This is a genomic window from Streptomyces sp. V4I23 (assembly GCF_030817975.1).
GTDB lineage: Bacteria > Actinomycetota > Actinomycetes > Streptomycetales > Streptomycetaceae > Streptomyces.
The window spans coordinates 358,507-382,719 of the sequence record NZ_JAUSZW010000004.1 but is presented as its reverse complement, the minus strand read 5'-3'; the positions used below and the strand labels follow the sequence as shown (position 1 = coordinate 382,719).

22 protein-coding genes and 1 pseudogene are annotated in these 24,213 nt (G+C 72.5%); 12 read left to right on the top strand and 11 right to left on the bottom strand.

All coding sequences use genetic code 11. From position 1 onward, the window contains the following. On the top strand, window positions 1–1,920 hold the full coding sequence (locus tag QFZ82_RS04080; RefSeq protein ID WP_307711805.1) for a DUF2264 domain-containing protein: 1,920 nt from the start codon (window positions 1–3) through the stop codon (window positions 1,918–1,920). A gap of 6 nt (window positions 1,921–1,926) precedes the next feature. On the opposite strand, the gene QFZ82_RS04075 is transcribed toward QFZ82_RS04080, so the two are convergent. After that, the gene (locus QFZ82_RS04075; RefSeq protein WP_307711804.1) at window positions 1,927–2,211 is read right to left on the bottom strand and encodes a hypothetical protein; all 285 of its coding nucleotides are present in this window, start codon (window positions 2,209–2,211) and stop codon (window positions 1,927–1,929) included. Between the two features lie 181 nt (window positions 2,212–2,392). On the opposite strand from QFZ82_RS04075, the gene QFZ82_RS04070 reads away from it, so the two are divergent. Next, window positions 2,393–3,061, top strand: a complete 669-nt coding sequence (locus tag QFZ82_RS04070) for a dienelactone hydrolase family protein (protein WP_307711803.1) — start codon at window positions 2,393–2,395, stop codon at window positions 3,059–3,061. A 188-nt stretch (window positions 3,062–3,249) separates the two neighbouring features. Here QFZ82_RS04070 and QFZ82_RS04065 read toward each other — a convergent pair whose 3' ends face one another. Further along, window positions 3,250–3,918, bottom strand: coding sequence for a type III effector protein (locus QFZ82_RS04065; protein WP_307711802.1), 669 nt, complete (start codon window positions 3,916–3,918; stop codon window positions 3,250–3,252). A gap of 127 nt (window positions 3,919–4,045) precedes the next feature. Between QFZ82_RS04065 and QFZ82_RS04060 the strand changes: the two genes are divergently transcribed. Together QFZ82_RS04060 and QFZ82_RS04055 are read left to right on the top strand one after the other, a co-directional pair. Next, window positions 4,046–4,480 (top strand): Hsp20/alpha crystallin family protein, encoded by a 435-nt coding sequence (locus tag QFZ82_RS04060; RefSeq protein ID WP_307711801.1) that lies wholly within the window; start codon window positions 4,046–4,048, stop codon window positions 4,478–4,480. 112 nt (window positions 4,481–4,592) lie between these two features. Continuing rightward, window positions 4,593–4,982 (top strand): DUF2267 domain-containing protein, encoded by a 390-nt coding sequence (locus QFZ82_RS04055; RefSeq protein ID WP_307717611.1) that lies wholly within the window; start codon window positions 4,593–4,595, stop codon window positions 4,980–4,982. 108 nt (window positions 4,983–5,090) lie between these two features. Here the strand turns inward: QFZ82_RS04055 and QFZ82_RS04050 are convergent, their stop codons facing one another. The 3 genes from QFZ82_RS04050 to QFZ82_RS04040 form a co-directional block, all read right to left on the bottom strand. Beyond that, on the bottom strand, window positions 5,091–5,810 hold the full coding sequence (locus tag QFZ82_RS04050) for a TrkA family potassium uptake protein (protein ID WP_307711800.1): 720 nt from the start codon (window positions 5,808–5,810) through the stop codon (window positions 5,091–5,093). Next, the gene (locus QFZ82_RS04045; RefSeq protein WP_307711799.1) at window positions 5,803–7,176 is read right to left on the bottom strand and encodes a TrkH family potassium uptake protein; all 1,374 of its coding nucleotides are present in this window, start codon (window positions 7,174–7,176) and stop codon (window positions 5,803–5,805) included. The genes QFZ82_RS04050 and QFZ82_RS04045 overlap by 8 nt, the downstream gene beginning before the upstream one ends. A gap of 180 nt (window positions 7,177–7,356) precedes the next feature. Next, the gene (locus QFZ82_RS04040; RefSeq protein ID WP_307711798.1) at window positions 7,357–8,004 is read right to left on the bottom strand and encodes a peroxiredoxin-like family protein; all 648 of its coding nucleotides are present in this window, start codon (window positions 8,002–8,004) and stop codon (window positions 7,357–7,359) included. Between the two features lie 120 nt (window positions 8,005–8,124). Between QFZ82_RS04040 and QFZ82_RS04035 the strand changes: the two genes are divergently transcribed. After that, window positions 8,125–8,724 (top strand): TetR/AcrR family transcriptional regulator, encoded by a 600-nt coding sequence (locus QFZ82_RS04035; RefSeq protein WP_307711797.1) that lies wholly within the window; start codon window positions 8,125–8,127, stop codon window positions 8,722–8,724. A 67-nt stretch (window positions 8,725–8,791) separates the two neighbouring features. Here QFZ82_RS04035 and QFZ82_RS04030 read toward each other — a convergent pair whose 3' ends face one another. Beyond that, entirely contained in the window at window positions 8,792–9,094 is a 303-nt protein-coding gene (locus tag QFZ82_RS04030; protein ID WP_307711796.1) for a DUF3040 domain-containing protein, read from the bottom strand. A 184-nt stretch (window positions 9,095–9,278) separates the two neighbouring features. Between QFZ82_RS04030 and QFZ82_RS04025 the strand changes: the two genes are divergently transcribed. Together QFZ82_RS04025 and QFZ82_RS04020 are read left to right on the top strand one after the other, a co-directional pair. After that, window positions 9,279–9,644 (top strand): hypothetical protein, encoded by a 366-nt coding sequence (locus QFZ82_RS04025; protein WP_307711795.1) that lies wholly within the window; start codon window positions 9,279–9,281, stop codon window positions 9,642–9,644. Between the two features lie 470 nt (window positions 9,645–10,114). Then, window positions 10,115–11,206, top strand: a complete 1,092-nt coding sequence (locus QFZ82_RS04020; protein ID WP_307711794.1) for a glutamate--cysteine ligase — start codon at window positions 10,115–10,117, stop codon at window positions 11,204–11,206. 12 nt (window positions 11,207–11,218) lie between these two features. On the opposite strand, the gene QFZ82_RS04015 is transcribed toward QFZ82_RS04020, so the two are convergent. Continuing rightward, the gene (locus QFZ82_RS04015; protein ID WP_307711793.1) at window positions 11,219–12,082 is read right to left on the bottom strand and encodes a class II glutamine amidotransferase; all 864 of its coding nucleotides are present in this window, start codon (window positions 12,080–12,082) and stop codon (window positions 11,219–11,221) included. Window positions 12,083–12,230: 148 nt separating this feature from the next. Next, window positions 12,231–13,343, bottom strand: coding sequence for a CapA family protein (locus QFZ82_RS04010; RefSeq protein WP_307711792.1), 1,113 nt, complete (start codon window positions 13,341–13,343; stop codon window positions 12,231–12,233). Window positions 13,344–13,470: 127 nt separating this feature from the next. Here QFZ82_RS04010 and QFZ82_RS04005 point away from each other — a divergent pair. Beyond that, window positions 13,471–14,106: pseudogene (locus QFZ82_RS04005) on the top strand (phosphoribosyltransferase); the annotation flags it as partial. A 56-nt stretch (window positions 14,107–14,162) separates the two neighbouring features. Here the strand turns inward: QFZ82_RS04005 and QFZ82_RS04000 are convergent. Together QFZ82_RS04000 and QFZ82_RS03995 are read right to left on the bottom strand one after the other, a co-directional pair. Next, window positions 14,163–15,173, bottom strand: a complete 1,011-nt coding sequence (locus QFZ82_RS04000) for an NAD-dependent epimerase/dehydratase family protein (protein WP_307711791.1) — start codon at window positions 15,171–15,173, stop codon at window positions 14,163–14,165. Between the two features lie 82 nt (window positions 15,174–15,255). Next, a complete protein-coding gene (locus QFZ82_RS03995; RefSeq protein ID WP_307711790.1) occupies window positions 15,256–16,179 on the bottom strand; it encodes a LysR family transcriptional regulator in 924 nt (307 codons plus the stop codon). A gap of 83 nt (window positions 16,180–16,262) precedes the next feature. Between QFZ82_RS03995 and QFZ82_RS03990 the strand changes: the two genes are divergently transcribed. Together QFZ82_RS03990 and QFZ82_RS03985 are read left to right on the top strand one after the other, a co-directional pair. After that, window positions 16,263–17,186: a DMT family transporter gene (locus QFZ82_RS03990; protein ID WP_307711789.1), complete on the top strand. Its 924-nt coding sequence runs from the start codon at window positions 16,263–16,265 to the stop codon at window positions 17,184–17,186. Window positions 17,187–17,440: 254 nt separating this feature from the next. Continuing rightward, window positions 17,441–19,186, top strand: a complete 1,746-nt coding sequence (locus QFZ82_RS03985; protein WP_307711788.1) for a hypothetical protein — start codon at window positions 17,441–17,443, stop codon at window positions 19,184–19,186. A 61-nt stretch (window positions 19,187–19,247) separates the two neighbouring features. On the opposite strand, the gene QFZ82_RS03980 is transcribed toward QFZ82_RS03985, so the two are convergent. Continuing rightward, window positions 19,248–20,678 (bottom strand): amino acid permease, encoded by a 1,431-nt coding sequence (locus QFZ82_RS03980; RefSeq protein WP_307711787.1) that lies wholly within the window; start codon window positions 20,676–20,678, stop codon window positions 19,248–19,250. Window positions 20,679–21,184: 506 nt separating this feature from the next. On the opposite strand from QFZ82_RS03980, the gene QFZ82_RS03975 reads away from it, so the two are divergent. Next, complete coding sequence (locus tag QFZ82_RS03975; RefSeq protein WP_307711786.1) at window positions 21,185–22,657, top strand: NAD-binding protein; 1,473 nt, start codon at window positions 21,185–21,187, stop codon at window positions 22,655–22,657. Window positions 22,658–23,232: 575 nt separating this feature from the next. After that, a complete protein-coding gene (locus tag QFZ82_RS03970) occupies window positions 23,233–24,195 on the top strand; it encodes a UDP-glucuronic acid decarboxylase family protein (RefSeq protein WP_307711785.1) in 963 nt (320 codons plus the stop codon). Window positions 24,196–24,213: the final 18 nt, after the last annotated feature.

Genomic DNA, 24,213 nt, shown 5'->3' with positions numbered 1-24,213 from the left:
ATGCCCGTCGCCCCGCATGTGCAGCTGCCCCCGACCGACCGCGTCCTGTCCCCGCGCACGGGGTGGACGCGCGCCCACTGGGAGGCGGTCGCCGACCGGCTGCTCGACGGGGTCGCCCCGTACGCCACACCCGGTCTGGCCCAGTACCGGCTGCCCGGCCGGGCCAGCTGGTCGGGTGTGGTGTCGGACGGGCTGGAGGGGTACGCCCGGACCTTCCTCCTCGCCGCGTGCCGGATCGCCGGCGCCGGCGGGGTGGGGGTTGAGGCCCTGATCGAGCGGTACGCGACCGGTCTCGCGTCCGGAACGGACCGCGCGAGCGGGGAGTCCTGGCCGGAACTGACGGACTGCTCCCAGCAGATGGTGGAGGCGGCCTCGATCGCGGTCGCCCTGCACGAGACCCGCCCCTGGATCTGGGACCGGCTGGACACCGCGGTCCGGGAGCGGGTCGTGGACTGGTTCTCCGGTTTCGCCGGGGCCCGCACCTGGGACAACAACTGGCGCCTGTTCCAGGTGGTGTCCGAGCAGTTCCTCGCGTCGGTGGGCGCGCCGTACCGCAAGGAGGACATCGATGGCGGCCTCGACCGGATCGAGGACTGGTACGTCGGCGACGGCTGGTACACGGACGGCGACGGCCGCAACTTCGACTACTACGCGGGCTGGGCGATGCACCTGTACCCGCTGCTGTGGGCCCGGATCGCCGCCGCCACCGACGGCGCGGACGGGGGACGCGCCGAGGTCTACCGGGAGCGGCTCGCCGCCTTCCTCGCCTCCTACCCGCACTTCTTCGGCGCCGACGGGGCTCCGGTGCACCAGGGGCGCTCCCTGACCTACCGGTTCGCGGCCGTCGCCCCGCTGTGGACGGGCGCCCTGGCCGACTGCACGCCGCTGGCACCGGGCCTGACCCGCCGTCTCGCCTCGGGCGCTGTCCGGCACTTCGCCGAGCGCGGTGTGCCGGACGAGCGGGGACTGCTGCCGCTCGGCTGGTACGACACGTTCCTGCCCGCGACGCAGCCGTACTCCGGTCCCGCGTCGCCATACTGGGCGAGCAAGGGCTTTCTCGGCCTGCTGCTGCCCGCCGAGCATCCCGTGTGGACCGCACGCGAACTGCCCCTGCCCGTCGAGGAGTCGGACCAGTACACCGCGCTTCCGGCACCGGGCTGGCTGCTGCACGGCACCCGCCACGACGGCATCATCCGGCTCGTCAACCACGGCAGCGACCACAACGGCCCGGACGGACGCGGCGAGGACGACCCGCACTACGCCAAGTTCGCCTACTCGACCGCCACGGCCCCCGACAGCGCACCCCAGGCCTGGACCCGGAACACCGACGGCCACCTCGCCCTCCTCGCGGCACCGGACGGTACGCCGTCACGCCGTCGCCGCATTCACCCGCTCGTGTGCGAGACCCGCCGGGCGTCGTCCTGGCACGAGGCCGACGTCCCCGGGTACGAGGCGCCGTTCAGGGTCACCACCGCCTCACTGCCGCACGGCCCGTGGGAGTTCCGCGTCCATCACGTCCAGGCCCCGTCCGGTCCGCTCCCGCAGGGCGTGAGCGTGCGCGAGGGCGGCTACGCGGTCGCCCACGAGTTGCCCCCGCAGGCCCGCACCGGGCCCGGCTGGGCCCTGGCCCGTACGGCGGACGGACTGACCAGCGCAGTGATCGGCCTGCACGGCTGGGAGGAGGGCGACAGCGGCGTCTCGCGCCAGGTCGAGGCGAACGCGTACGGCCCCCACTCGGCGACACCCTGCCTGACCACGTCCTTTCACGCTCCGGGCTGCTACGTCTCGCTCATCGCCCTGTCCGGGGACACCGTCCACCCCGAGGCCCTGCGCGCGTCCGCCTCGGTCGAGGCCGCTGACGGCACCGTCGTCATCCGGCTGGTCGACGGCACGGTGCTGCGCTGGGAGGCGGCGGAGTGACGGCTCCTATGCGGTGACCGCGTCGCGCAGCCCCGGCAGGACCGGGTCCACCCGGCGCCCCGCCACCAGCTTCCCGGACGACACGAACCCCTCCGGCCTGCCGGCGGGAGCGGCCGCCAGCCGCTCCCGCCACACGGCGAGGCGGCCGGCCGCCGCCGGATCCGCCGACAGGTCGTGCACCTCGCGCGGATCCTCCGTCAGGTCGAACAGCTGCTCGTGCCAGTCCCGCGACATCCACGCGTACTTCTCGCGCCCGTCGGTGAGCCACTGGAGGGACTGTCCGAGGAGCACATGCTCGCCGTGCAGCCACGGGCGCAGCGGCCCGGCCCGGTCACGGGCCGCGGGCAGCGCGCTGCGTCAAGGTGCTCCCGCACAAGTCCATGGGCCCGCACGCTCCGTCCAAGCGGGCCGCATACCGTGCGGCCCGAGGGCTACCCGTACCCGGAAGGACAGCTGGAGGGAGACGGTGGCGGTGATCTCCAAAGCGGTTACTGTTCCTGCCGACGGTTCGGCGATCGCCGGTGACCTGGCGATTCCTCCGCAGGCCCGGGGCATGGTGCTCTTCGCGCACGGCAGCGGAAGCTCCCGGCACAGCCCGCGCAACAAAGCGGTGGCGGCGGCCCTGCGGAACGCAGGCCTGGGGACCCTGCTGATGGACCTGCTCACCGAGGAGGAGGAGCGGGTGGACGCGGTGACCGCCGAGCACCGCTTCGACATCGGTCTGCTGGCCCGGCGTCTGGTCGCCGCGGTCGACTGGCTGGGGGCGCACCCCGACGCCGCCGACCTGCCCGTGGGCCTGTTCGGTGCGAGCACGGGTGCGGCGGCGGCCCTCGTCGCGGCGGCGGAGCGGCCCGGCCGCGTGCAGTCGGTGGTCTCCCGCGGCGGCCGCCCCGACCTGGCCGGCGACGCCCTGGGCCGGGTGCAGGCGCCGGTGCTGCTGATCGTCGGCGGTGACGACAGGGAGGTGCTGCGCATGAACCGGGACGCGGCCGGGCAACTGCGCACGCCGCACCGGGTGCATGTGGTGCCGGGCGCCACGCACCTCTTCGAGGAGCCCGGCGCGCTGGAGGAGGTGGCCGAGGTCTCGTGCGACTGGTTCCTCAGGCCCGGCGGCTACGGGTCGGAGGACGCGTGGCAGTGACACCGGGGGCGCCGGTGTGACGGCCGGCGCGCCCGGTCCCCGGTGCTCACGCGGGACTCAGTCCATCCACTGCGACTCGTGGCGCGCGTACGTCCCGTCGTGCGTCGCCGGGCAAGGGTGCGTGCTCATGGGCCGGCGGTTGTCCGAGGAGTCCCTGCCGGGCTCGCGCCCGCGGACGCGCCGGTCCGTCAGGAGGTGGTGCGGCGCTGCTCGTCGCTGTCCCGGCGGAGCCGGTCGGTCTGGCGGGTGATGCCGTCGATCCGGGCGGCGAGGTCGCGGTGGCCCTGGCCCAGATGCGGGCGGGTGTCGGCCAGAGGGCCGACCAGATTCGCGGCGTCGTTGTCCGCGAGCGCGCGGGCGAGCAGGGCGACCGGAGTCCGTGCCTTGCCGGGAAGGTCGGTGAGGGCCGTGATCTGCCCCGCGAGCTGACGCAGGTCCGCCGCGTTGTCCCGGGCCCAGGCGGTCACCGAGCGGTTCGCGGCGCGGCGGTCGCGGGTGGCCTTCACGCGCTGCTCGCCGGTGCTCCCGTCGGCGCCGGGCCGCAGACGCAGATAGCGCCGCTCCGCCGCCTGGCGGCTCGTGACGCCCAGCGGCTGGGCGAGGTCGGCCCAGCTGGCTCCCGCGTCCCGGGCCGCCTCGATGAGCGACGGCTCCCAGCCTGCGAGCCGGCTGCGCACCTCGCGAAGGAGCAGGAGCGCGGCGAGGGCCTGCTCCGCGCTCGTCGCGTCGGCGTCGCCGCTGTCGCCGTCCGGTGAGTCGTGGGCGGTACGGACGGCCTGGTCGATGACGCCGAGCGCGGAGGCGGCGGCGAGGAAGGAAGCGGGGGCGGGCCTGTTCGGCCGGTCGGCTTCGGACACGGTGCTCTCCTCCGGGGTGTCACCCTTTCGATGACGTCTTTCTTGTCATCCTTTGGATGACATGTTACAACAGGGCATAGGTGAAGCGCATTGGCCCATCCCCTGGTACGACTGGAGGTGTTTCACGATGTTGATGCGCACTGACCCCTTCCGTGAGCTGGACCGGCTCACCCAGCAGCTTCTGGGAACGTCCGGCACCTGGTCCAGGCCGTCGGCCATGCCGATGGACGCCTACCGGGAGGGCGACGAATACGTCATCGCCTTCGACCTGCCCGGTGTCTCCTCCGACGCGATCGACATCGACGTCGAGCGGCACATGCTGACGGTCAAGGCGGAGCGGCGGCCGGTCCAGAAGGCGGACGACGTGCAGATGGAGCTCTCGGAGCGTCCGCTGGGCGTCTTCTCCCGGCAGGTCATGCTCGCGGATACCCTGGACACCGAGAACATCAGGGCCGACTACGACGCCGGTGTGCTGACGCTGCGCATCCCGATCGCCGAGCGGGCCAAGCCCCGGAAGATCGCGATCGGCGGCGCGGACACACGCAAGCAGATCGGCGACTGAGGCCACCTCGTCGGCAGAGCGGCGGAGGACGGGGCGTCGTGATCTCCCCCTCCCCGGCCCCGCCCTCCGCTCCGCGCCGTGCCGCGCCGGAAAGGGGACAGCGGTGGTGCACATGCGATGGGAAGCGTTTCTGGAAGCGGTCCAGGAGCGCGGCGAGTACCCCACGAGGTCCGAGGCGGAACGGGCGGCCCGTGTGGTCCTCGCGCTGCTGGGCGCGCACCTGGTGGGCGAGGAGAGGAACGAACTGGCCGCCCGCCTGCCGGAGACGTACGCCCTGATCCTCCTCAATCCCCTGCGTGCCGCCGAACCGCTGGGCCCCGAGCGGTTCGTCCGGGCCACGGCGGCGTGGATCGACGGGGCCACCGAGGAGACGGCCACGTGGGACACGAGCGCTGTCCTCAGTGTGGTGGCCGACGCGGCCGGTGACGAGCTCATGCGCCGGGTGCTGCTCCAGCTCCCACCCGGCTACGACCTGCTCTTCGGCCGGCCCCAGACCACCTGAGGGCCCGCCGGAGGCAGGCGCGGCGACCGGACCGGACCACGGAGTTGAGCCGCGGACGGCGCGGGCACCACCGCAGCCGTCCGCGCGTCGCGTCCGGGACGCCTCGCGTCAGGCGAGTTCCGTGAAGGACTCCACCGCATGGGTTCTGCCGGTGACGACGAGGATGTCGCCCGGCTCGACGACCGTCTCCGCGGTGGCGTACGTGAAGTCCTGCCCCGCACGCTTGATGCCGACGACCGTGACGCCGTACTGGCTGCGCACCCGCGACCTGCCGAGCGGCATGCCGGTGGCGACGCCGGGAGCGACGGTCTTGACGAGCGCGTAGTCGTCGTCGAACTGGATGAAGTCGAGCATCCGGCCGGTGACCAGGTGCGCGACCCGCTCGCCCATGTCGTGCTCGGGCAGCACCACATGGGGGACGCCGAGGCGTTCCAGAATCTGGCCGTGCTGGCGGCTGACGGCCTTGGCCCAGATGTTGGGCACGCCGGCCTCCAGGAGGTTGGAGCTCACCAGGATGCTCGCCTCGATGTCGTTGCCGATGGCGACGACGGCGCTGGTGAACTCGTCCACTCCGAGCTGACGCAGCGCCTCCGGGTCGGTCGAGTCGGCGACCGCGGCGTGGGTGAGGGTGTCGCTGTACCTCTGGACGAGGCGGGCGTCGTTGTCGATGCCCAGGACGTCCCAGCCCCGCCGCATGAGTTCGTTGGCCAGCGAGCTGCCGAAGCGGCCGAGGCCGATGACGGCGACCCGTTGATCGCCCGCCTGACCTTGCTGGACGGCCGGGCGCCTGCGGCGGCGCTTCCTCAGGGGGTGCAGGTGGTCAGCCAATGACGGGTCGCTCCTCCGGCAGTTGGTACCGACGTGTCCGCTCGCGCAGGGCGAGCGCCGAGACGAGGGTGATGGGGCCGATCCTGCCCACGAACATCAGCCCGATCAGGATCAGTTGGCCCAGGGCGGGCAGGTCCGCGGTGATGCCCGTGGTGAGCCCGACCGTGGCGAAGGCGGATACGGCCTCGAAGAGCACCGCGTCGAGGGAGGCCGGGCTGACCGAGAGCAGCGCGAGGGTCGCCGCCATCACCAGTCCCACGCCCAGCAGGGCCACCGTCAGGGCCTGGCGCAGCACATGCGGGCCCAGGCGGCGCCCCAGGATCACCGAGTGCGGCTCGCCGCGCACCTCGGCGAGGATCGCGGCGGCCAGAACCGCGAACGTGGTCACCTTGATGCCTCCCGCGGTGCCCGCGCTGCCGCCGCCGATGAACATCAGCACACACGTCGTCAGCAGCGTCGAGGAGTGCAGGCTCCCCATGTCGAGGGAGTTGAACCCGGCGGTCCGGCTCATCGCCGAGTGGAAGAAGGCGTTCAGGAGCTTGCCCGCGGTGTCGTGCGGGCCCAGCGTCCGGCTGTTGGTCCATTCCAGCAGGCAGGTCAGCACCGTCCCGGCGATCAGCAGGAGCACGGTGGTGATGACGGTGAGCTTGGTGTGCAGCGTCCAGTTCCGGCGGCCGGTCGTGCGCGCCCGGTTCCGGTGTCGCAGCGTTTCCAGCAGGACGGGGAACCCGATGCCGCCGAGGATCACGGCGGCCGCGATCGGCAGGGTCACCCAGGGGTCCTGCGCGTAGCGCGTCAGGCTGTCGGCGTGCAGCGCGAACCCGGCGTTGTTGAAGGCGGACACCGCGTGGAAGTAGCCGAGGTACGCCGCCTCGCCGAAACCGGAGCCGTATCCGTAGCGGAAGCGCAGTGTGAGGATCACGCTCACCGCGACTTCGACGATGAGGGTGGTGCACGCGACGCCGACGAGGACGCGGCGCACGTCACCGATGCCCAGGCTCTTCGTCTCGGCCTGTGCCGTCAGCTGCATGCGCAGCCGCAGCCGCCCCGAGACCAGCAGGGCGAGGAGGGAGGCCATGGTCATGATGCCGAAACCGCCGACTTGGATCAGCGCGAGGATCACCCCCTCGCCGAACCCGCTCCAGTAGGTCCCCGTGTCGACCACGGCGAGTCCGGTCACGCAGACGGCGGAGGTCGACATGAACAGGGCGGTCAGCACGCTGGTCGCGCGACCGTCCTCGGCGGCGGCGGGCAGCATCAGCAGCAGCGTGCCCAGCACCACGACGACGGCGAACCCCAGCACCACCACGCGGGCCGGGTGGACCACGAACAGGGAGCGCATCAGGTGGGGCGCGCGTACCGACATCTCCCGGCCCTTCCGCCGCATATGTCACCGGACGGCCCTCACGCCGGCAGCACGACGCCGGGCACCGGCTGCTCACCCTAGCGCCGGTGCCCTGTCCGGAACGTCCGTGTATGCGGGGTGTCACGCGCTGTCGCCCCGTGCGGTCCCGTGCCGGGGACCGCACGGGCCCACATGGCCGTCTCAGCCCAGCGAGTCCAGGGCGGCGAGGATGTCGGCCGGTTCGGCGCGTGTGGTGTAGTCCGTGCTGACGAAGGCCCAGCGGACGACGCCGGCGCGGTCGATCACGTACGTCGCCGGGAGCGGCAGCGTGCGCGGGTGCCCGCCGTTCACGCGCTGCAGTTCGAATCCGAACGAATCGTAGAGGGCGCCGAGTTCGTCGGACAGGTCGAACGCGAGACCGTATTCCTTCGCCGTGCCGGACCCGACATCGCTGAGCACGTCGAAGGTGAGCGCGTGCTTCTCGCTCAGCGAGAGCGACTCGTCCGGAACCTGTGGCGACACGGCCACCAGCCGGGCTCCGCGCGCGGCGATGTCGTCGTTGTGCCGCTGCAGGGCCCGCAGGGCGATGTTGCAGTACGGGCACCAGGCACCGCGGTAGAAGGTGAGGACGACCGGGCCCTGTGCGACCAGGTCGTCCAGGGCCACGGTCCCGCCCGCCACCGCGGGCAGGTCGAAGCGGGGCGCCCGCGCTCCGACGGCCAGGGCGCGGTCGGCCTGTCCGGACCGGGCGAGGTGGTCGCCCGCCCGCTCCATGACCTCCCTGGCCGCGGCGGGGAGTTCGGGGTAGCGGGTCTCGAAGAAGGTGCGCAGCTCGGCGTGGAGACTCATCTGGCCTTGTCCTCCTGGAACTTGAAACGGTCGTTCCAAGATAGCCGGGTACATGACTCCTGTCAGCGGTTCGGCCCGCTATCTTGGAATCGACGGTCCAAGTTGATTGGCGGGCGGAGCATGCCGGACATCAAGCACTTCGATCCGGAGGCGGCACTCGAGGCCGCGATGCGGCTCTTCTGGCGCCAGGGCGTCGCCGCGACCGGAGTCCAGGACGTCGTGAACGCCACCGGGCTCAACCGTTCCAGCCTGTACGCCACCTTCGGAGGCAAGCAGGACCTGTATCTCGCTGCGCTGCGCCGCTACATGCAGCAGTGGTCCGAGTCGGCATTCCGGCGCGTCGCGGAGGACGGCCGCGGCCTGCCCGCCGTCTGCGACTTCTTCGCCGACCTGATCGAGGTCCGCTGCTCCGGGGAGTACGCACGATGGGGCTGCATGATGGTCAATGCGCATGCCGGGGCAGGGCCCGAAGACCCCGAGGTCCGCGCGCTCCTCGACCGGCAGCACCAGCTGCTCCGGGACGCTCTGGAGGCGGCGCTCACCAGGGCGGAGGCGCGCGGCGAACTCTCTCCCCACACGGACACCGCCGCCGCGGCCGACGCTCTCGCCCTGCTCGCCTACGGGGTGAACGTGCGCTCCCGGGCAGGCGCCGACCCCGCCGCCCTGAAGCGCACCGTGTCCGCCGCGCTCGGCGCGATGGCCCGGCAGCCGGACCACTGACCGGCGCCTCGGCGCGATGACCGGGCAGCCGCACGGGGCCGTGCGCCGGGCCGCTTCCGGCGGCCCCTTACCGCGCGGGCACGGAGACAGCCGGCGCGCGACCGATCGGTGGTGGGGTCTCGCTGTTCCGGGATGCCGGCGGCGCCATGAGAACCGCGGTGAGGATCATGCCCAACAGGGCCACCACAGCGACGACGACCGCCACCACCCACCGCCAGTCGTGCCGGTGGGGTCTCTCGCGCGGCTCGCTCCGCACCTCGGCGAACTGCCCGTTCAGCGCGTCCATGCGGGAGGCGAGCTCGGGGTCGTCCCGGACGAGGAAGCGTTCGATCTCCGCGAGGGCGCGGCGGTCGTCCATCGGAGGATTCATTCCGACCACCTGGTTCTTCGGAGCGGTAGCGGGAAGACCGGCAGGGGGTCGTCGGCCCGATGTGCGGGCCGCGACCGCGGATGGTGCTCCAGTTCCCGAGATTACCCGCGCCGCGGCCCGCCTGCCTGCGGCCGGGCCCCGCTGAGCCGAGGCAGCGGCCGGGAGAGGCGCCTATGCTCCGGCCATGCGGCAGAGCGACGTACTCCGGCATGTGATCGGCATCCTCACCCAGGCCTCCGAGTGGCAGCGCCTCCTGGAGGAGGACGTGGAACGTGACGACATCAACGACGAGGCGGATGTCGTCACCGCCCTCCTGAACGAGACGCTGCCGAGCGTCCAGGTGCCCGCCGACGCGACCGTCGAGGAGATCGCCGCCATCGTCGGCCGGGAGCTCGGGGAGGCGGTCCAGCAGCTCGCCGGAGCATTCACCGTCGCCTTCGTGACGCTGGCCGAGGTGCACGACTCGGGCCGGCAGGAGATCAGCTCAGCCGACGTCCTGCGGGAGCTCGCGCTGCGGGCGGAGGGGTTCGACGACATGGACGAGGAGTGAGCGGCCGTCCCGCTCAGCCGACCGCGGGCCCGGCCACGACGACGTCCTGCGGACACGGGCGTCGACCGCCAGGCCTGTCGCTCAGCCGACCGCGGGGCCCGGCCACAGCAACGTCCTGCGGACATGCGCCGTCGGGCGTCGTCCGCCATGCGTCCCTGCCGGACGTCCTCGGCCCGGCGCCATCGGCTCGGCGGACGTCTCTGTCGCGTCCGTGCGGACCGGCGTCCCCGCGATGGCCCGTCGCCGGGCATGGTGACGGGCCGTCCACGGCGCTCGACCGGCATCACGGGGGGGCGGACCGGAATCCTGGCGGCGGACCGCCACGCGTCCGTACCGGCACCCCCGCCAGGGGCATCAGGCGCGATTTTGAGGGCAAAGGGATTACACCGGACACGCCGCGGTGAGGGCGGTGTGGCCCCGCGCCGCTCCGAGCGGCGGGTCGAGTGCCGCCTGCCAGAAGGGCAGTGATCGTGCGCAGTGTCGGAGTCGAGGAGGAACTCCTTCTCGTGGACGCCGCCTCCGGTGAACCACGGGCGCTTTCGCAGGCCGTGCTGGCGGCCGGCGCCTGCTCGGCGGCCGGCGAGGAGGACGCCTTCGAGGCGGAGCTGCAGTGCCAGCAGCTCGAATTCGCCACCAGACCCCAGACGGACATGGGCGCTCTGGCGTACGAGATCATCCGATGGCGCGCCGAGGCCATGCGCCGGGCGGAGAAGCTGGGGGCGGGCGTCGCCGCCCTGGCGACCTCCCCGCTCCCCGTCGATCCCGTCATCGCGGCGGGGGAGCGGTACCGGTGGATGCAGGAGCAGTACGGGCTGACCGCCCAGGAACAGCTCACCTGCGGCTGCCACGTGCACGTGTCGGTGGCCTCCGACGAGGAGGGCGTCGCCGTCCTGGACCGGATCCGGCCATGGCTGTCCGTCCTGCTCGCGCTGAGCGCCAACTCCCCGTTCTGGCAGGGGCGGGACAGCGGGTACAGCAGTTACCGCAGCCGGGTGTGGGGACGGTGGCCGTCGGCCGGGCCCGTGGAGATCTTCGGATCCGCCGACCGGTACCACGAGCATGTGGGGGCCATGGTCGGCACCGGGGTGCTGCGCGACCTGGGGATGATCTATTTCGACGCGCGGCTCTCGCGCAACTACCCCACCGTCGAGGTTCGCGTCGCGGACGTGTGCCTCGACCCCGCCGCGACGGTGCTGGTGGCCACGCTCGTACGTGGCCTGGTGGAGACCGCCGCACGCGAGTGGCAGGCCGGTGTGCCGCCCTCCCGCCACAGCGTGGGTCTGCTCCGGCTGGCCGCGTGGCGCGCAGGCCGCTCCGGCCTGGAGGAGCAGCTGGTCCACCCGGCCACCATGCGCCCGGCGCCCGCCGAAACGGTGGTCCACGCCCTGTTCGACCATGTGCGGGACGCCCTGGAGGACACCGGCGACCTGCTGCACGCGCAGGACAGCCTGGCGGCCGTGCTCAAGAACGGCACCGGAGCACAGGCCCAGCGGGAGATGCTGGCCCGCACCGGGAGCCTGCGGAAGACGGTCGCCGCATGCGTACGCCGGACCTGTGCGTGACGCGCCGTGCGGTCAGCGCAGGGCGCGTGCCGCGGGTGTGCCCCCGTTCGGCATCGGCACGAACGGCTGCATGAAGTCCGGGCCGCCGCGCACGAGGCCGTAACTCGACTCGGGGACCTTGTTCCAGGCGCCGGGCAGACCGCTGAGCGGCTCGGACACGACGAGACGGGTCTCGTCGGACAGCCCCTCCAGGAACTCCAGATCCGGGTGCAGGGCCCGCAGCGTCCCCACCTCGGCGCTGTAGTACAGGGAACGCGAGCGGCGCTCGCTGGAGTAGCGGAAGGCCCACAGGTTCTCCCCGTCGGTGACGGCCACCGTCATCTGGAGCGGGAAGTCCACGCCGTGCCGGTGGCCGAGGCTCTCCACGTGCCCCGCCATCCGCGCGACGGCGGTCGGCGGATCCTGGTCCAGGCCGAAGGTGAGCGCCAGGAAGAACATGACCTCGGAGTCGGTCGACCCTTCGATGTCGGCGAACAACGACGGGTCGATGAGCAGGCACAGGTCCCGGCGCAGCCGGTGGAAGTCGGTGATCGCGCCGTTGTGCATCCACAGCCAGCGCCCGTGCCGGAAGGGGTGGCAGTTCGTCTGCTGGATGGCCGAACCGGTGGACGCCCGGATGTGCGCGAAGAACAGGTGCGAGCGGACGTGGGCGGAGATCTCGCGCAGATTGCGGTTGTTCCACGCGGGGCCGGTGTCGCGGACCACGGCCGGGGTGTCGATGCCCGGGGTGTACCAGCCGATGCCGAAGCCGTCGCCGTTCGTCGTCTCGACGCCCATCTTGGAGTGCAGGCTCTGGTCGATCAGGGAGTGGGCGGGGCGGTACAGAAGGGAGTCGAGGAGCACCGGGGTTCCCGAGTAGGCAAGCCATCGGCACATCTGGGCCCTTCCCCTCTCCGTCCCCGGAACGCGGGACTCGCGTCGCTTCGGGCGTCCTGGCGCGACCGGAGCCCGTGGGCAGGCAGCTCCATCATCACGCGTCGCACTGCGTGATCGCCATGCGGGACCGCGGCGCGACGCACCGTGCTCACGACGGCCGGACCGTGATCGAGCCGTCCGGCTCGGCCCGCATACCGGTGCCGAGGCCGTCGCCGATCCGGCTCAGGACCTCGTGCACACCGCGGCAGTCGGAGTCCGAGGCGTGCGTCAGCCGCATGCGCCGCGCCTGCAGTGGCGTGATGCGCAGCTCGTGGAAGCGGCCGGTGCCGGACTCGACGGAGGCGACGAGGAGCAGCCGCAGGTCGTCCCGGTACCGCTCGTAGCCGGTGATGCCCTCGTAGTCGTTGATCAGATCGCCGCAGCCGTAGAGGACCAGCCTGCCGCGGTAGACCTCGACGGGCCGGGGATGGTGCGAGGAGTGCCCGTGCACGACGTCCGCGCCGCCGTCGACGAGCGCGTGGGCGAAGCGGACCTGCTCGCCGGGCACGCGGTAGCCCCAGTTGGAGCCCATGTGGACGGAGACGACCGTCACGTCGCCCGGCCGTTTCGCCCGGCGCAGCAGGGCCGTCACGTCCTCCGCGACGGCAGGCGAAGGACCGGCCGCGAAGTGGACCCCGCTGCGCCGCGCGGTGGCGGCCCAGCTCGGCGGGACACCGCTGCACTCCAGGCCGAGGGAGACGACGACCACCCGACCGCCGCCCGGCACGGGGACGGATGCGCACCGCCGGGCGGCGTCGAGGTCCCGGCCGGCGCCGGCCGTGCGCAGGCCCGCGGCCGCCAGGCTCGCCAGCGTCTCCTCCAGCCCGAGGCGGCCGTAGTCCAGGACGTGGTTGTTGGCGAGGGCGCACACATCGGGGCGGGCGGCCGACAGGCAGGGCAGATTGGCCGGATGCATCCGGTAGAGGACCTCCTTGCCGGACGCGGCGTCGCCGCTGCGGGTGACGGAGGTCTCGAGGTTCACCAGCCGCACGTCGGGCGCGGCGGCGTCGAGCAGTGGCAGCGCCTCGCCCCAGGGCCAGGAGAACGGGACCGGGCGGGGAATCGCACCGTTCACCGCCTCGGCCAGCTCGACGTAGCCGCGGGCGTCCCGCACGTACGGCTCGGACAGAGCCGGATCACCGGGGTGCGGAAGGATCTGGTCGACGCCGCGGCCGAGCATGACGTCGCCGCTGAGGAACAGGGTGACGAGGTCACCGTCCATGACCTCCACGGTAGCCCGCTCGCCACGGCGTCGTCCGGGGCCGGGCGGACCTCCGGCGGCGGGGAGCCTCGACGGGGACGAGAATGGCAAGGGGGCCGGCCGCTGCCAGCGACAGAGGAGGCCGATCGTGTTCTTCGTGGATCGCCTCGACGCGGGACGCCGACTGGCCGCCCGGATGAGGGGCTTCGAGCAGGACAAGCCGGTGGTGCTGGGGCTGCCCAGGGGAGGGATACCGGTCGCGGCGGAGGTCGCCCGGACCCTGGACGCGCCGCTGGACGTGTGCCTCGTGCGCAAGCTGGGAGTGCCCTACCAGCCGGAGCTCGGCATGGGCGCGCTCGGTGAGGGCGGCGTCCGCGTCGTCAACGACGACATCGTGCGGGGCGCCCGCGTCACCCCGGAGGAACTGGAGCAGGTCGAGGCGCGCGAGCGGGCGGTGCTCGAGGAACGCGCCCGGCGCTACCGCGGGCATCGGCCGCCGCTGCCGGTCGAGGGCCGCACCGTCGTGCTGGTCGACGACGGGGTCGCCACGGGATCCACCGCCCGGGCCGCCTGCCGGATCGCCCGCGCCAGGGGAGCCGCCCGGATCGTGCTGGCGGTCCCGGTGGCACCCGAGGACTGGACGATGCGGCTCGGCGACGAGGCGGACGACCTGATCTGCCTGGGCACACCGCGCGAGTTCTTCGCGATCGGCCAGTTCTACGCCGACTTCACGCAGACCGACGACAGCGAGGTCGTGCGCTGCCTGGAGGAGGCCGCCGCGCGCACGGCCGGCTAGGCCGCGGCCGGCCCGCGCACCCGCGGCCCCCGTTCACCGACGGCTCAGTCCTGGCCCGGGGCTCCCACCCGCTCCAGGGCGTCCAGCAGTTCGCGTTCGCGCGCGGCGCTCAGACCGGCGCGCCTGGTCCGGTCCAGGCCCTGCGCCCGCTCCCAGACGAGGGTGTCGGTGATCAGGTCCTCGCGGTCGCGGTGCCGCAGCCCCGCGGCGCGCGCGGCGGAGCCGCTGCGCGCCGAGAAGCCCTCCCAGCCCGGTTCGTCCAGCCACATCGCCAGCGACTCGGGGCCCATGAACTGCCCAACCTCCCGCTCCCGCAGCCACGCCGGCGCGGCGGCGACCACGGGCCCGGTGTGCCCGCCGACGGCACGGGACAGCTCCAGCCACCGCGCGAACGGCACCACCGGACCCACCGCGTCGTACGTCCCCGTCGTCCGCGCCTCCGCGGCGTCCAGCAGCCACGAGGCCAGGTCCCTGACGTCGATCACCTGGGTCGGCGACGCCGGGTCGTCGGGAACGAGCATGGCCCCGAACGGGTCGCGTGCGGCGCGGGCCACCCAGTAGCCGGAGCGGCCGCTGGGATCACCGGGCCCGCCGATCAGGCCGGCTCGCGCGATCAGCAGCCGGTCTCCCACCGCGGCCAGGGAAGCCTGCTCGCAGGCGACCTTCGCCTGCCCGTACTGCTCACGGCCGGCCCGGCCCCCTTCCGCCGCGTCCAGCAGCTCCGTGGACTCGTCGGCGTCGCGCACGGCATGGGACGCGTAGGCGCTGACGGACGAGACGTACGTCCAGTGACCCGCCCGGTCCGCCAGCGCCGACAGCGCCTCGCGTACGAACCCCGGCTGCCACGACACCTCGACGACCGCGTCCCACGTACGGTCGCGCAGCGATGCGTACGCGCCGGGGTCCTCCCGGTCGGCCGTCACCAGCTCCGCCCCCTCGGTCACGGAGCCGCTCTCCCCGCGGGCCAGGCACGTCACCCGGTGGCCCCGCGTCACGGCCTGCCGCGAGACCTCCCGCCCCAGCCACGCCGTACCGCCCAGAATCAAGATCTCCATTCCGCCACCCAAGCACGTGCGGCGGCAGCGGGTCCCGGAAATCCGCCGTCGGCAGAGGGCGGCTGCCGGGCCGCCCGGGCGGTCACGTACGGCCGTCGGTGATCGTCGACGCGAGGGCCGCGATGGGCGGCCAGGACCACTGGCCTGCGCGCGCGAGCAGGAAACTGCGGCGCAGGCCGGCGACCGGGTCCAGCGGCCGGAAGGCCACGTCCGTACGGTGCCGCTCGATGCCCGAGCTCGCGAGGAGCGCCACACCGAGACCGGCTCCCACAAGACTGTTGACCAGGCTCAGACTGTCCACCCGGTGCGCGATGCGGGGGACGAAGCCGGCGATCGCGCAGACGCGCTGCACCAGCTCGTCGTCGTCCGTGCCGCGCGAGTTGGCGATCCAGCCGGTGTCCGCGAACTCCGCCAGGTCCGACACGGCGACCGGCCGGCCCGCGTCGGGGTGGCCGACCGGGACGGCGAGGTACAGCGGCTGCTCCTCGAACTGCCGGGCGCTCAGCTCCGGCGGCACCGTCCGCGGCACCAGGCTGTAGTCGTACACCACACCCAGGTCGGCGCCGCCCGAGCGCAGCAGCCGCGCCGTGTGTTCCGGCTCGTGCTCGTGCACCTCCACCGCGACCCTCGGATACCGCTCCCGCAGCCGGGCCAGCGCGGGCAGGACCACCGGTTCGACCGCCGTGAAGAAGCTCGCCAGGCGCACCCGGCCCACCGGATCCGCCGTGCCGCGCAGTTCGGACTGCGCCGCCTCCACCGCCGCGAGAATGCCCACCGCGTGCTCGACCAGGCGCTCACCGGCGGGCGTGAGCTGGACGCGGCGGCCGTCCGGTGTGAGCAGTCGCACGCCGACCTCCTGCTCCAGCACCGCCAGGTGCTTGGAGACGGCCGAGGTCCCGTAGCCGGTACTGGTGGCGACGGCGGCCATGGTGCCGAGGCGGTGCAGCTCGACCAGCAGCTTCAGCCGGCCCAGGTCGGGGAGTCGTTCCGTGTCGTCCGTGGCCATCCGCCGATTGTCCACGAAAGGTGGCCGGTCGGTCCACTTTCGGCCAGTGGACAGAAACGGACGGTTGCCGCTGCAATGGGCCGGTGACCGCCAGTTCCGACATGTCCTCCGCCGCCCTGCCGACCGCCTCATCCCCGGCGGTCACGGCCCCGGCTCCCGGCCGCCGCATGATGCCCGGACCAGTCCTCGTCCTCGTCGCCATGCTCCTGCTCCACACCGGCAGTGCGCTGGCGACCGAGCTGTTCCACTCCCTCGGCCCGGCGGGCACCACGTGGCTGCGCCTGACCTTCGCGGCCGTGCTCCTGCTCCTGGTCACCGGCGGGTCCCTGTGGCGGACACTGCGCACGGTTCCGCGGCGCGATCTGCTGGCCACCGGGTTTCTCGGCGTCGTGAGCGCCGGAATGATGCTGCTGTTCTCCGAAGCCGCCGCCCGCCTGCCGCTCGGCACCGCCACGGCGCTGGAGTTCCTCGGCCCGCTGACCGTGGCCGTGTTCGCGTCCCACCGGGTCAGGGAGCTGGCGTGGCTGGGGCTCGCGGCGGGCGGCGTCCTCCTGCTCACCTCGCCCTGGACCGGCTCCACCAGCCTGATCGGCGTTCTGTTCGGCCTGGGGTCGGCCGCCTGCTGGGCGCTGTACGTCGTCGGCACCGCGCACGTCGGCAGCCGCCTGTCCGCACCCCACGCGCTGGCCGTCTCCCTCGCCGTCGCGGCCGTCGCCGCCGCACCCTTCGGAGCGCCGGGCGCCCTCGGCGCGCTGACCTGGCAGACGGCTGCCGCCGCGGCGGGCATCGCCGTCCTGATGCCCCTCCTGCCCTTCCTGCTGGAGATGAAGGCACTGCAGCGCATCGGCAAGACCACGTACGGCACGCTGGCCGGTCTGGAACCGGCCGTCAGCCTGCTGGCCGCCATGGTCCTGATCTCCCAGACCCCCGCCGTGCTGCAGATCGCCGGCACGGTCCTGGTGGTCGCCGCGGGCATCGGCGCCACGCGGGCCGAGTCACGACGGTGAGCCACCGGGCGCACGCCCGGCCCCCGAGGCCGTCCGCCATGGTGTCGACGGTGTAGCCGTCGACACCGGCCGTGTCGAGGAGCCTTTGCGTCCACGGGTGCAGCGGCTGGAGGTCCGGGAGCGCGCCCCGTGCCGGAGACCGGGCTGCCCGGACGTCGGGCCCGCAGAGAAGACCGAGTCCACGGCAACGCTTCGGTGCGGACGTCGAAATCCCACCGGTCCTGGACGACTTGTGCGGTGCGGGGCCGACGCCTGTGCTTTCCGGAGAACTTGGCGGCTCGTGGCACGGCCTGCCGGTCGACGGCTCACCGACCGACATCCCCGACCACGGGCTGATCAACCTCCCGAACCCCGCGTACACCGACGCCGCGCACCGCAACGGCGTGAAGAGCCTGGGCTGTTGGTTCTGGCCCCGGTCCGGCGCGTTCTCGGCCTACCTGGAGCAGCGCGCCGACGGGAGCTTCCCGGTGGCGGACAAGCTGATCGAGATGGCGGACCACTTCGGCTTCGACGGCTACTTCATCAACCAGGAGGCCGAGACCGCGCCCGCTGACGCGGCGCGGCTGATGGAGATGCTGAAGTACCTGCGGGCCAAGGCGCCCGAGGGCTTCCACCTCCAGTGGTACGACACGATCATGGTCAACGGGAAGCTGGACTACCAGAACCAGTTGAACGACAAGAACGCCCCGTGGATCCAGGACCGGGGGACCCCCGTCGCCAACAGCCTGTTCGCCAACTACTGGATGCCGACGCGGGAGCAGGTCGAGACCTCCCGCGCCACGGCCGAGAAGCTGGGCCTGGATCCCTACGAGGTCGTCTTCCACGGAACGGAGAACGAGAAGTACGGCTACAACCCGCCGTACGACACGCGGCTGGTCTTCCCGGAGGGCAAGCCGGCGCTGACCAGCTGGGCGCTGTTCGGCTCCCACTTCGCCTGGGACCGCTACCCGGGCAGGAACGACCCCGACGCGCAGGACGCCGTCTTCCAGCGGGAGCGGCGGTACTGGTCGGGGCCGAACGAGGACCCGACACGCACCGGGCGCGCCGAGTACGTGCCCTGGCCGTACGAGGACGACGGCAAGCCGCGCGACGCCGACAACCACAAGAAGTGGGACGGCGTGGCGCGGTACATCACCGAGCGGTCCGTCATCGGCTCCTTCCCGTTCGTCACCCGCTTCAACACCGGTCACGGCCGGGCCTTCTTCCTCGACGGCAGGCACGCGAGCGAGCGTGAGTGGAACAACGCGAGTGTCCAGGACATCCTGCCCACCTGGCAGTTCTGGGCACGCAGCGGCGGGCCGGGTGCTCCGCTCACGGTCGACTACGACTACACGCGGGCGTACGACGGCGGATGCTCCCTGCGGATCGCGGGCGACCTCGGGCCGGACAACCCCACCACCGTACGGCTGTTCAAGACCGCGCTCGACGTGACGGGCGGCGAGCGGCTGTCCGTCACCTACACGACCGGACAGGCGGGAGCCGCGAGTGGCCTGGAGATCGGTCTGGTCTTCGCGGACGCGCCCGGACGCTTCGTATGGCTGCCGGCCGGCCGCAGCACGAGCCGCTCCTGGAACACCGCCACCCGGCGCCTCGACGCGTTCGAGGGCCGGACGATAGCGGCGATCGGTGTCCGGGTCTCGGCCGAGCGGCGCGGGCCGTACGCGCTCAACATCGGCGAACTGGCCCTCCTCGGCGGCGAGCGGCCTACCCGGCCGCAGACGCCCGCGGCGTTCACGGTGGACGCGGCCCACGTCCGCGGCGACACCGCCGAGGTGTTCCTGTCGTGGCTCTTCCAGGACGAGGGCGTCTGGTACTACGACCTGTACCGCGAGCTGCCGGACGGGCGGCGCGAGGCCGTCGGCCGGATCCGTGACGAGGTGTACTACGTGAAGTCGCTCGCGCGGGCGGGGGACGAGGGCGCCTCGACACTCCAGCTGGTGGCGGTCGCCCCGGACGGCTCCCGCAGCGCGCCGGCGACCGCGAGCGTCCGCTGGACCTGAGGTCCCGCACCGGACGCGGGGTCGCGGGTCCGCGCGCCGGCCCGCGACCCCTGAGCGCCCGCTACCGCAGCCGGGTCCTGTTCCGGACCACGCCGATGCTCACGACGAACGCGGCGGCCAGGAGGGACAGCACGACCTGCTGGCGGCCGGAGTCGTCGAACAGCATGTAGACGAGCACGAACGAGATCATGGCGATGGTGGCCCAGGTCAGGTAGGGGAAGAGCCACATCCGGACGACGAGCCTGTCCGGGGCCTCGCGCAGGATGATGCCGCGCATCCGCAGCTGGGTGAAACAGATGACCAGCCAGACGAACAGGGCGACGGCACCGGAGGCGTTGAGCAGGAACTCGAAGACGGTGTCCGGCCACTTGTAGTTGAAGAACACGGCGAGGAAGCCGAAGGCGACCGAGGAGAGGATGGCGGCCATCGGCACGCCGCGCGCGTTGGTGCGGGCGAACGCCGCGGGGGCGTCACCGCGCTGCCCGAGGGAGAAGGCCATGCGGGAGGCGGTGTAGAGGCCGGAGTTGAGACAGGACAGCACGGCGGTCAGGATGATCACGTTCATGATCTGGCCGGCGTGCGGGATGCCGATGGAGTCGAGGGCCGCGACGTACGAGCCGTCCTCCACGATCGACTTGTCGTTCCACGGCAGCAGTGTGACCACGACGAAGATCGAGCCGAGGTAGAAGACGGCGACACGCCAGATCACGCTGTTGGTGGCCTTGGAGACAGCGCGCTGGGGGTCGGCGGACTCGCCCGCGGCCAGAGTCACGATCTCGCTGCCCATGAACGAGAAGACGACCATCAGGATGCCGGTGAGGATCGCGCCGTAGCCGTTGGGGAAGAAGCCCCCGGCGTCGGTGAGGTGGGCCAGACCGGCGCCCGGGTTGTCCGAACCGGGCAGCAGTCCGAACACGGCAAGACCGCCGACGACCACGAACGCCCCGATCGCGACGACCTTGATGCCCGCGAACCAGAACTCGAACTCGCCGTAGGAGCCGACGGAGACGAGGTTGGTGGCCGTCAGGACGACCATGACGATCAGCGCCCAGCCCCATTGCGGGACGGCGGGCACCCAGCCTTCGAGGATCTCGGCGGCGATGGTGGCCTCGACGGCGAGGACCACGACCCAGAAGAACCAGTACAGCCAGCCGATCGAGAAGCCCGCCCAGCGGCCGAGTGCCCGGTCCGCGTAGGCGGAGAAGGATCCCGAGCTGGGGTCGGCCGCGGCCATCTCGCCCAGCATCCGCATCACGAGGACGACCATCAGGCCCACGAGGGCGTACGACACGAGGATGGCCGGTCCGGCGGCGGCGATGCCCTGGCCCGAGCCGGCGAACAGGCCCGCTCCGATCACCCCGCCGATGGCGATCATGGACAGGTGGCGGTTCTTGAGACCGGCCTTCAGACCGTCGGGGGACGCATCGTGCCGTCCGTCCCCGGGATCGCCGCCTGCCGCGGTGGCGGTGGTGGTCGTCGGTTGCGCGCTCATGAGGTTCCTCGACTTTCGCAGGACTGAAGGAGGTGCGTGAAGCAGGCGGATTCGCGGGCCGTCACAGGGAAAGAGGACGGCACACGCACACCACACGGAGGGGCCGCAGGCTCCCGAGGCTCTGCGGCGGGCTGTCACGGCGCTTCTGCGCTCACAGCCGGAACTGCCGGTTCGGCGGTCCGGATCGTAGGCACAGGTCCGGCCGGACGGCCAGGGCACGGGAGGGATTTTCCGTTCCGGGACGCGAAACGGCCCCGGCCTTTGTGCATCTGTCTGACCAGGGCGGATGAGCGTGTGACATTTGTCTGTGGTGCCGCCTGCGGGCCCCTCCTACCGTCGGGAAACACACCGAACGACGCGTCAGGGCGACCCCCGCGCTCGTCCTCCGCCTTGCGGCGCCTCTATCGGAGGTCGCTCCCCGCCCTGTACCGGGGCCGCCCCTCGGCGTACTGCCGCAACGCGATCCGCTGGTCCGTGCGGCTGCCCCTGCGACCTCGACCGGATCGATGACTGCAACCACCGCCTCCGAACCCTCCCGCACCGGTGACTTCACGGAGCGGCGCACACACCACACGGCCGGATCCCCGCTTCCCGAGAGCGGTGGACCGGGTCGGCGTTTCGTCGTGATCGGCAGCGACGTGGCGCGCAAGGTATGCGGCTCCCTGCAAGCGGCCGGACACGACGTGCACCATCTCACCCAGCCCACGGACGAGGATCTCCGCCGAGCCCTGAAGGAGGAAGTGGCGGGTGTGGCGATCCTGCTCGACGACGATGTCGAGTCCCTGCGCTACGCACTCGCCGTCGAACACATCCGTCCCCACGTCACGCTGGTGGTCACCGTCTTCGACCGGACCGTCGCCGAGCAACTCGTGCGCGTGGTCCCCAACTGCGAGGTGACCTCACCGGCCGATGTCGCGGCGCCGGTCCTGCTGGCCGCCTGCCTCCAGCCCGACCTCCTCGCCCTCAACCGCACGCCCTCCGGCCATGCCGGTGCACGCTGGGCGGGGGAGGGCGTACGGCTCGAGCCGTACCGGCCGCCGCGGTCGCTGAGGTACCGGGCGCGGCTGGGCAAGATCCGGGGCCAACTGCGGCCCCACGACGGCAGTTCACGCATCATGCTGACCGGCCTCGCCGGCCTGCTCGCCGTCCTGCTGTCGGACTGGGCCTGGTTGGTGGCCCTGCACCACCGCCCGCCCGTCGAGGCGCTCTTCGAGGCGACGCGCACGGTGTCCACCGTCGGGCCCGCGTCGGTGCACGGCGAGGACGTCGCGTACCCGGTGTTCGCGATCGTCGCGATGCTCGTCACCATGGTGTTCACCGCCGTCTTCACCGCGGGCATGATCGACCGCCTGCTCGCCCCGCGCTCCGTCGGCATTGTGGGGCCGCGCGCGCTGCCGCGTGCGGGCCACGTCGTCGTCGTGGGCCTCGGGCAGGTGGGGCTGCGGCTGTGCACCCGGCTGCAGGCCCTCGGCATCGGTGTGATCGCGGTCGAGCGGGACCCGGCGGCCCCCAACCTGCGTCTGGCCAGGGCGATGGGCCTGCCCGTCGTCGTCGCCGACGCGAAGGACAGGTTCGTCCTGCGCAGGCTCGGCCTGCACAAGGCGCAGGCGATGGCGGCGGTGGCGTCGGACGACCTGGACAACATCGCAGTGAGCGTGGCGGCGTTGGCGGTCGCGCCCGAGTTGCGGGTCGTGATGCGCGCGGGCGACCACGAGGCGATCGCGGAGACCCGTTCGCTGTTCAAGATCGGCATCGTCCACGACCTCGGCAGCCTGAGCGCCGCGTACACGACCGCGAGCCTGACCGGGCTCCGCCTCCGAGGAGTGCTGGCCCACGACGGGCGGCTCCTGGTGGAACGCGGGGACGGCCGCTTCACACCCTGGCCGCACCCGGGCCGCTGTGACCACCCCCAGGACCACCGTGCCAGGTGGCCCGGCGCTTCCCCGCCGCCGGATCGCGGGCCCGACGCCGACGGCTGAGTCGCCCCGCGCGGGTTCCGCCTCGTTGCGGCGAGGCCGCTCTTGGCGCTGAGGGCCGGGGGTGTGCTCGTTGCGGGCTCCGGGCTCCGGGCGCGGGATCGTGGGTCGACGGGTGAGTCGCCCCGCGCGGGTCCCGCATCGTTGCGACGACGCCGCTCTTGGCGCTGAGGGCCGGGGTGCGCTCGCTGCGGGCCCGGGTGCGGGATCGGCGGGCGACGGGTGAATGGCCCCGCCCAGGTCCGGCCCGTTTGGCCCACCCCGGCCGGAGTCATGCCAGGCGGGCGGACTGGGTCCACGTTTCGTGGACAGCCGGCGGCGGTAGCGCACGATCTGCAGGCCGTGACCAAGCCTGTGACCGGCCACAACACGGGGACGGACCTGCGGAAACCAACTCTTCGTCCCACATGCCTTCACGCACCGTAATTCATCCGAATGCCTCGCCGCCGTGCCGTCCGCGGCGTCGCCCGGCAGGGTGATCGCAGGTCTCGCGACCGGCCACCGGCCGGTCGGGGCCCCGCGCCGGTCGGCGCCGACAACGGCCCGGGCGATCGCCGCCCATGCCAGAGGAGACGGACATGACCAACGCTTTCTCGCCCAGCTGGGAGCACGCCGTCGTCACCGGCGGCGCGGGGTTCGTCGGTTCGCACCTGTGCGCGGCGCTGCTGGAGGCAGGCACTGCCGTCACGTGCGTGGACGACTTCAGCACCGGACGGCCCGAGAACATATCCGAGCTCCGCGACCACCCCGGATTCACACTGGTGGAGGCCAACGTCTCGGAGCCGCTCACCGTCGACCGGCCGCCCGACCTCGTACTGCACTTCGCGTCGCCGGCGTCCCCAGCGGACTACCTGCGTCTGCCCCTGCACACGCTGGAGGCCGGCAGCCTCGGTACCCGCAACGCCCTCGCTCTCGCCCGCGGCAGCGGCGCACGGTTCGTCCTCGCATCCACCTCCGAGGTCTACGGCGACCCCCAGCAGCACCCGCAGAACGAGCGGTACTGGGGCAACGTCAACCCCGTCGGCCCGCGCAGCGTGTACGACGAGGCCAAACGCTTCGGCGAGGCGCTCACCACCGCCGAGTACGACACCCACGGCGTCGACACCGCGATCGTGCGGCTCTTCAACACCTACGGCCCCCGCATGCGCGGCTACGACGGGCGCGCGGTGCCGACCTTCGTCCGGCAGGCGCTCGCGGGTCAGCCCCTGACCGTGACCGGCGACGGGCTCCAGACCCGCTCGCTGTGCTACATCGACGACACCGTGCGCGGCATCCTGGCGGCGGCCGCCCACGGGATGCGCGGCCCGGTCAACGTCGGCAACCCCGCCGAGATCACCATGCTCGAACTGGCCCGTCTGGTCATCGAGCTGGCGGACTCGACCTCGGAGATCCGCTTCATCGAACGGCCGACGGACGATCCCGCCGTGCGCTGCCCGGACATCACCCTCGCCCGCGACAAGCTCCAGTGGGAGCCGCGCGTCGCCGCCGAGGAGGGTCTGCGGCGCACCATCGCCTGGTTCCGCGCCCACACGGACAGTTGATCCGGCCGAGCCCGGCCG

Excerpts from the sequence above, each read along its gene's own strand:
- QFZ82_RS04080 (WP_307711805.1), top strand. The coding sequence starts at position 1 with ATGCCCGTCGCCCCGCATGTGCAGCTGCCCCCGACCGACCGCGTCCTG.
- QFZ82_RS04060 (WP_307711801.1), top strand. The coding sequence starts at position 4,046 with ATGTTGATGCGCACTGACCCCTTCCGTGAGCTGGACCGGCTCACCCAG.
- QFZ82_RS04055 (WP_307717611.1), top strand. The coding sequence starts at position 4,593 with ATGCGATGGGAAGCGTTTCTGGAAGCGGTCCAGGAGCGCGGCGAGTAC.
- QFZ82_RS04045 (WP_307711799.1), bottom strand. The coding sequence starts at position 7,176 with ATGTCGGTACGCGCGCCCCACCTGATGCGCTCCCTGTTCGTGGTCCAC.
- QFZ82_RS04040 (WP_307711798.1), bottom strand. The coding sequence starts at position 8,004 with ATGAGTCTCCACGCCGAGCTGCGCACCTTCTTCGAGACCCGCTACCCC.
- QFZ82_RS04035 (WP_307711797.1), top strand. The coding sequence starts at position 8,125 with ATGCCGGACATCAAGCACTTCGATCCGGAGGCGGCACTCGAGGCCGCG.
- QFZ82_RS04030 (WP_307711796.1), bottom strand. The coding sequence starts at position 9,094 with ATGAATCCTCCGATGGACGACCGCCGCGCCCTCGCGGAGATCGAACGC.
- QFZ82_RS04025 (WP_307711795.1), top strand. The coding sequence starts at position 9,279 with ATGCGGCAGAGCGACGTACTCCGGCATGTGATCGGCATCCTCACCCAG.
- QFZ82_RS04015 (WP_307711793.1), bottom strand. The coding sequence starts at position 12,082 with ATGTGCCGATGGCTTGCCTACTCGGGAACCCCGGTGCTCCTCGACTCC.
- QFZ82_RS04010 (WP_307711792.1), bottom strand. The coding sequence starts at position 13,343 with ATGGACGGTGACCTCGTCACCCTGTTCCTCAGCGGCGACGTCATGCTC.
- QFZ82_RS04000 (WP_307711791.1), bottom strand. The coding sequence starts at position 15,173 with ATGGAGATCTTGATTCTGGGCGGTACGGCGTGGCTGGGGCGGGAGGTC.
- QFZ82_RS03995 (WP_307711790.1), bottom strand. The coding sequence starts at position 16,179 with ATGGCCACGGACGACACGGAACGACTCCCCGACCTGGGCCGGCTGAAG.
- QFZ82_RS03980 (WP_307711787.1), bottom strand. The coding sequence starts at position 20,678 with ATGAGCGCGCAACCGACGACCACCACCGCCACCGCGGCAGGCGGCGAT.
- QFZ82_RS03975 (WP_307711786.1), top strand. The coding sequence starts at position 21,185 with ATGACTGCAACCACCGCCTCCGAACCCTCCCGCACCGGTGACTTCACG.
- QFZ82_RS03970 (WP_307711785.1), top strand. The coding sequence starts at position 23,233 with ATGACCAACGCTTTCTCGCCCAGCTGGGAGCACGCCGTCGTCACCGGC.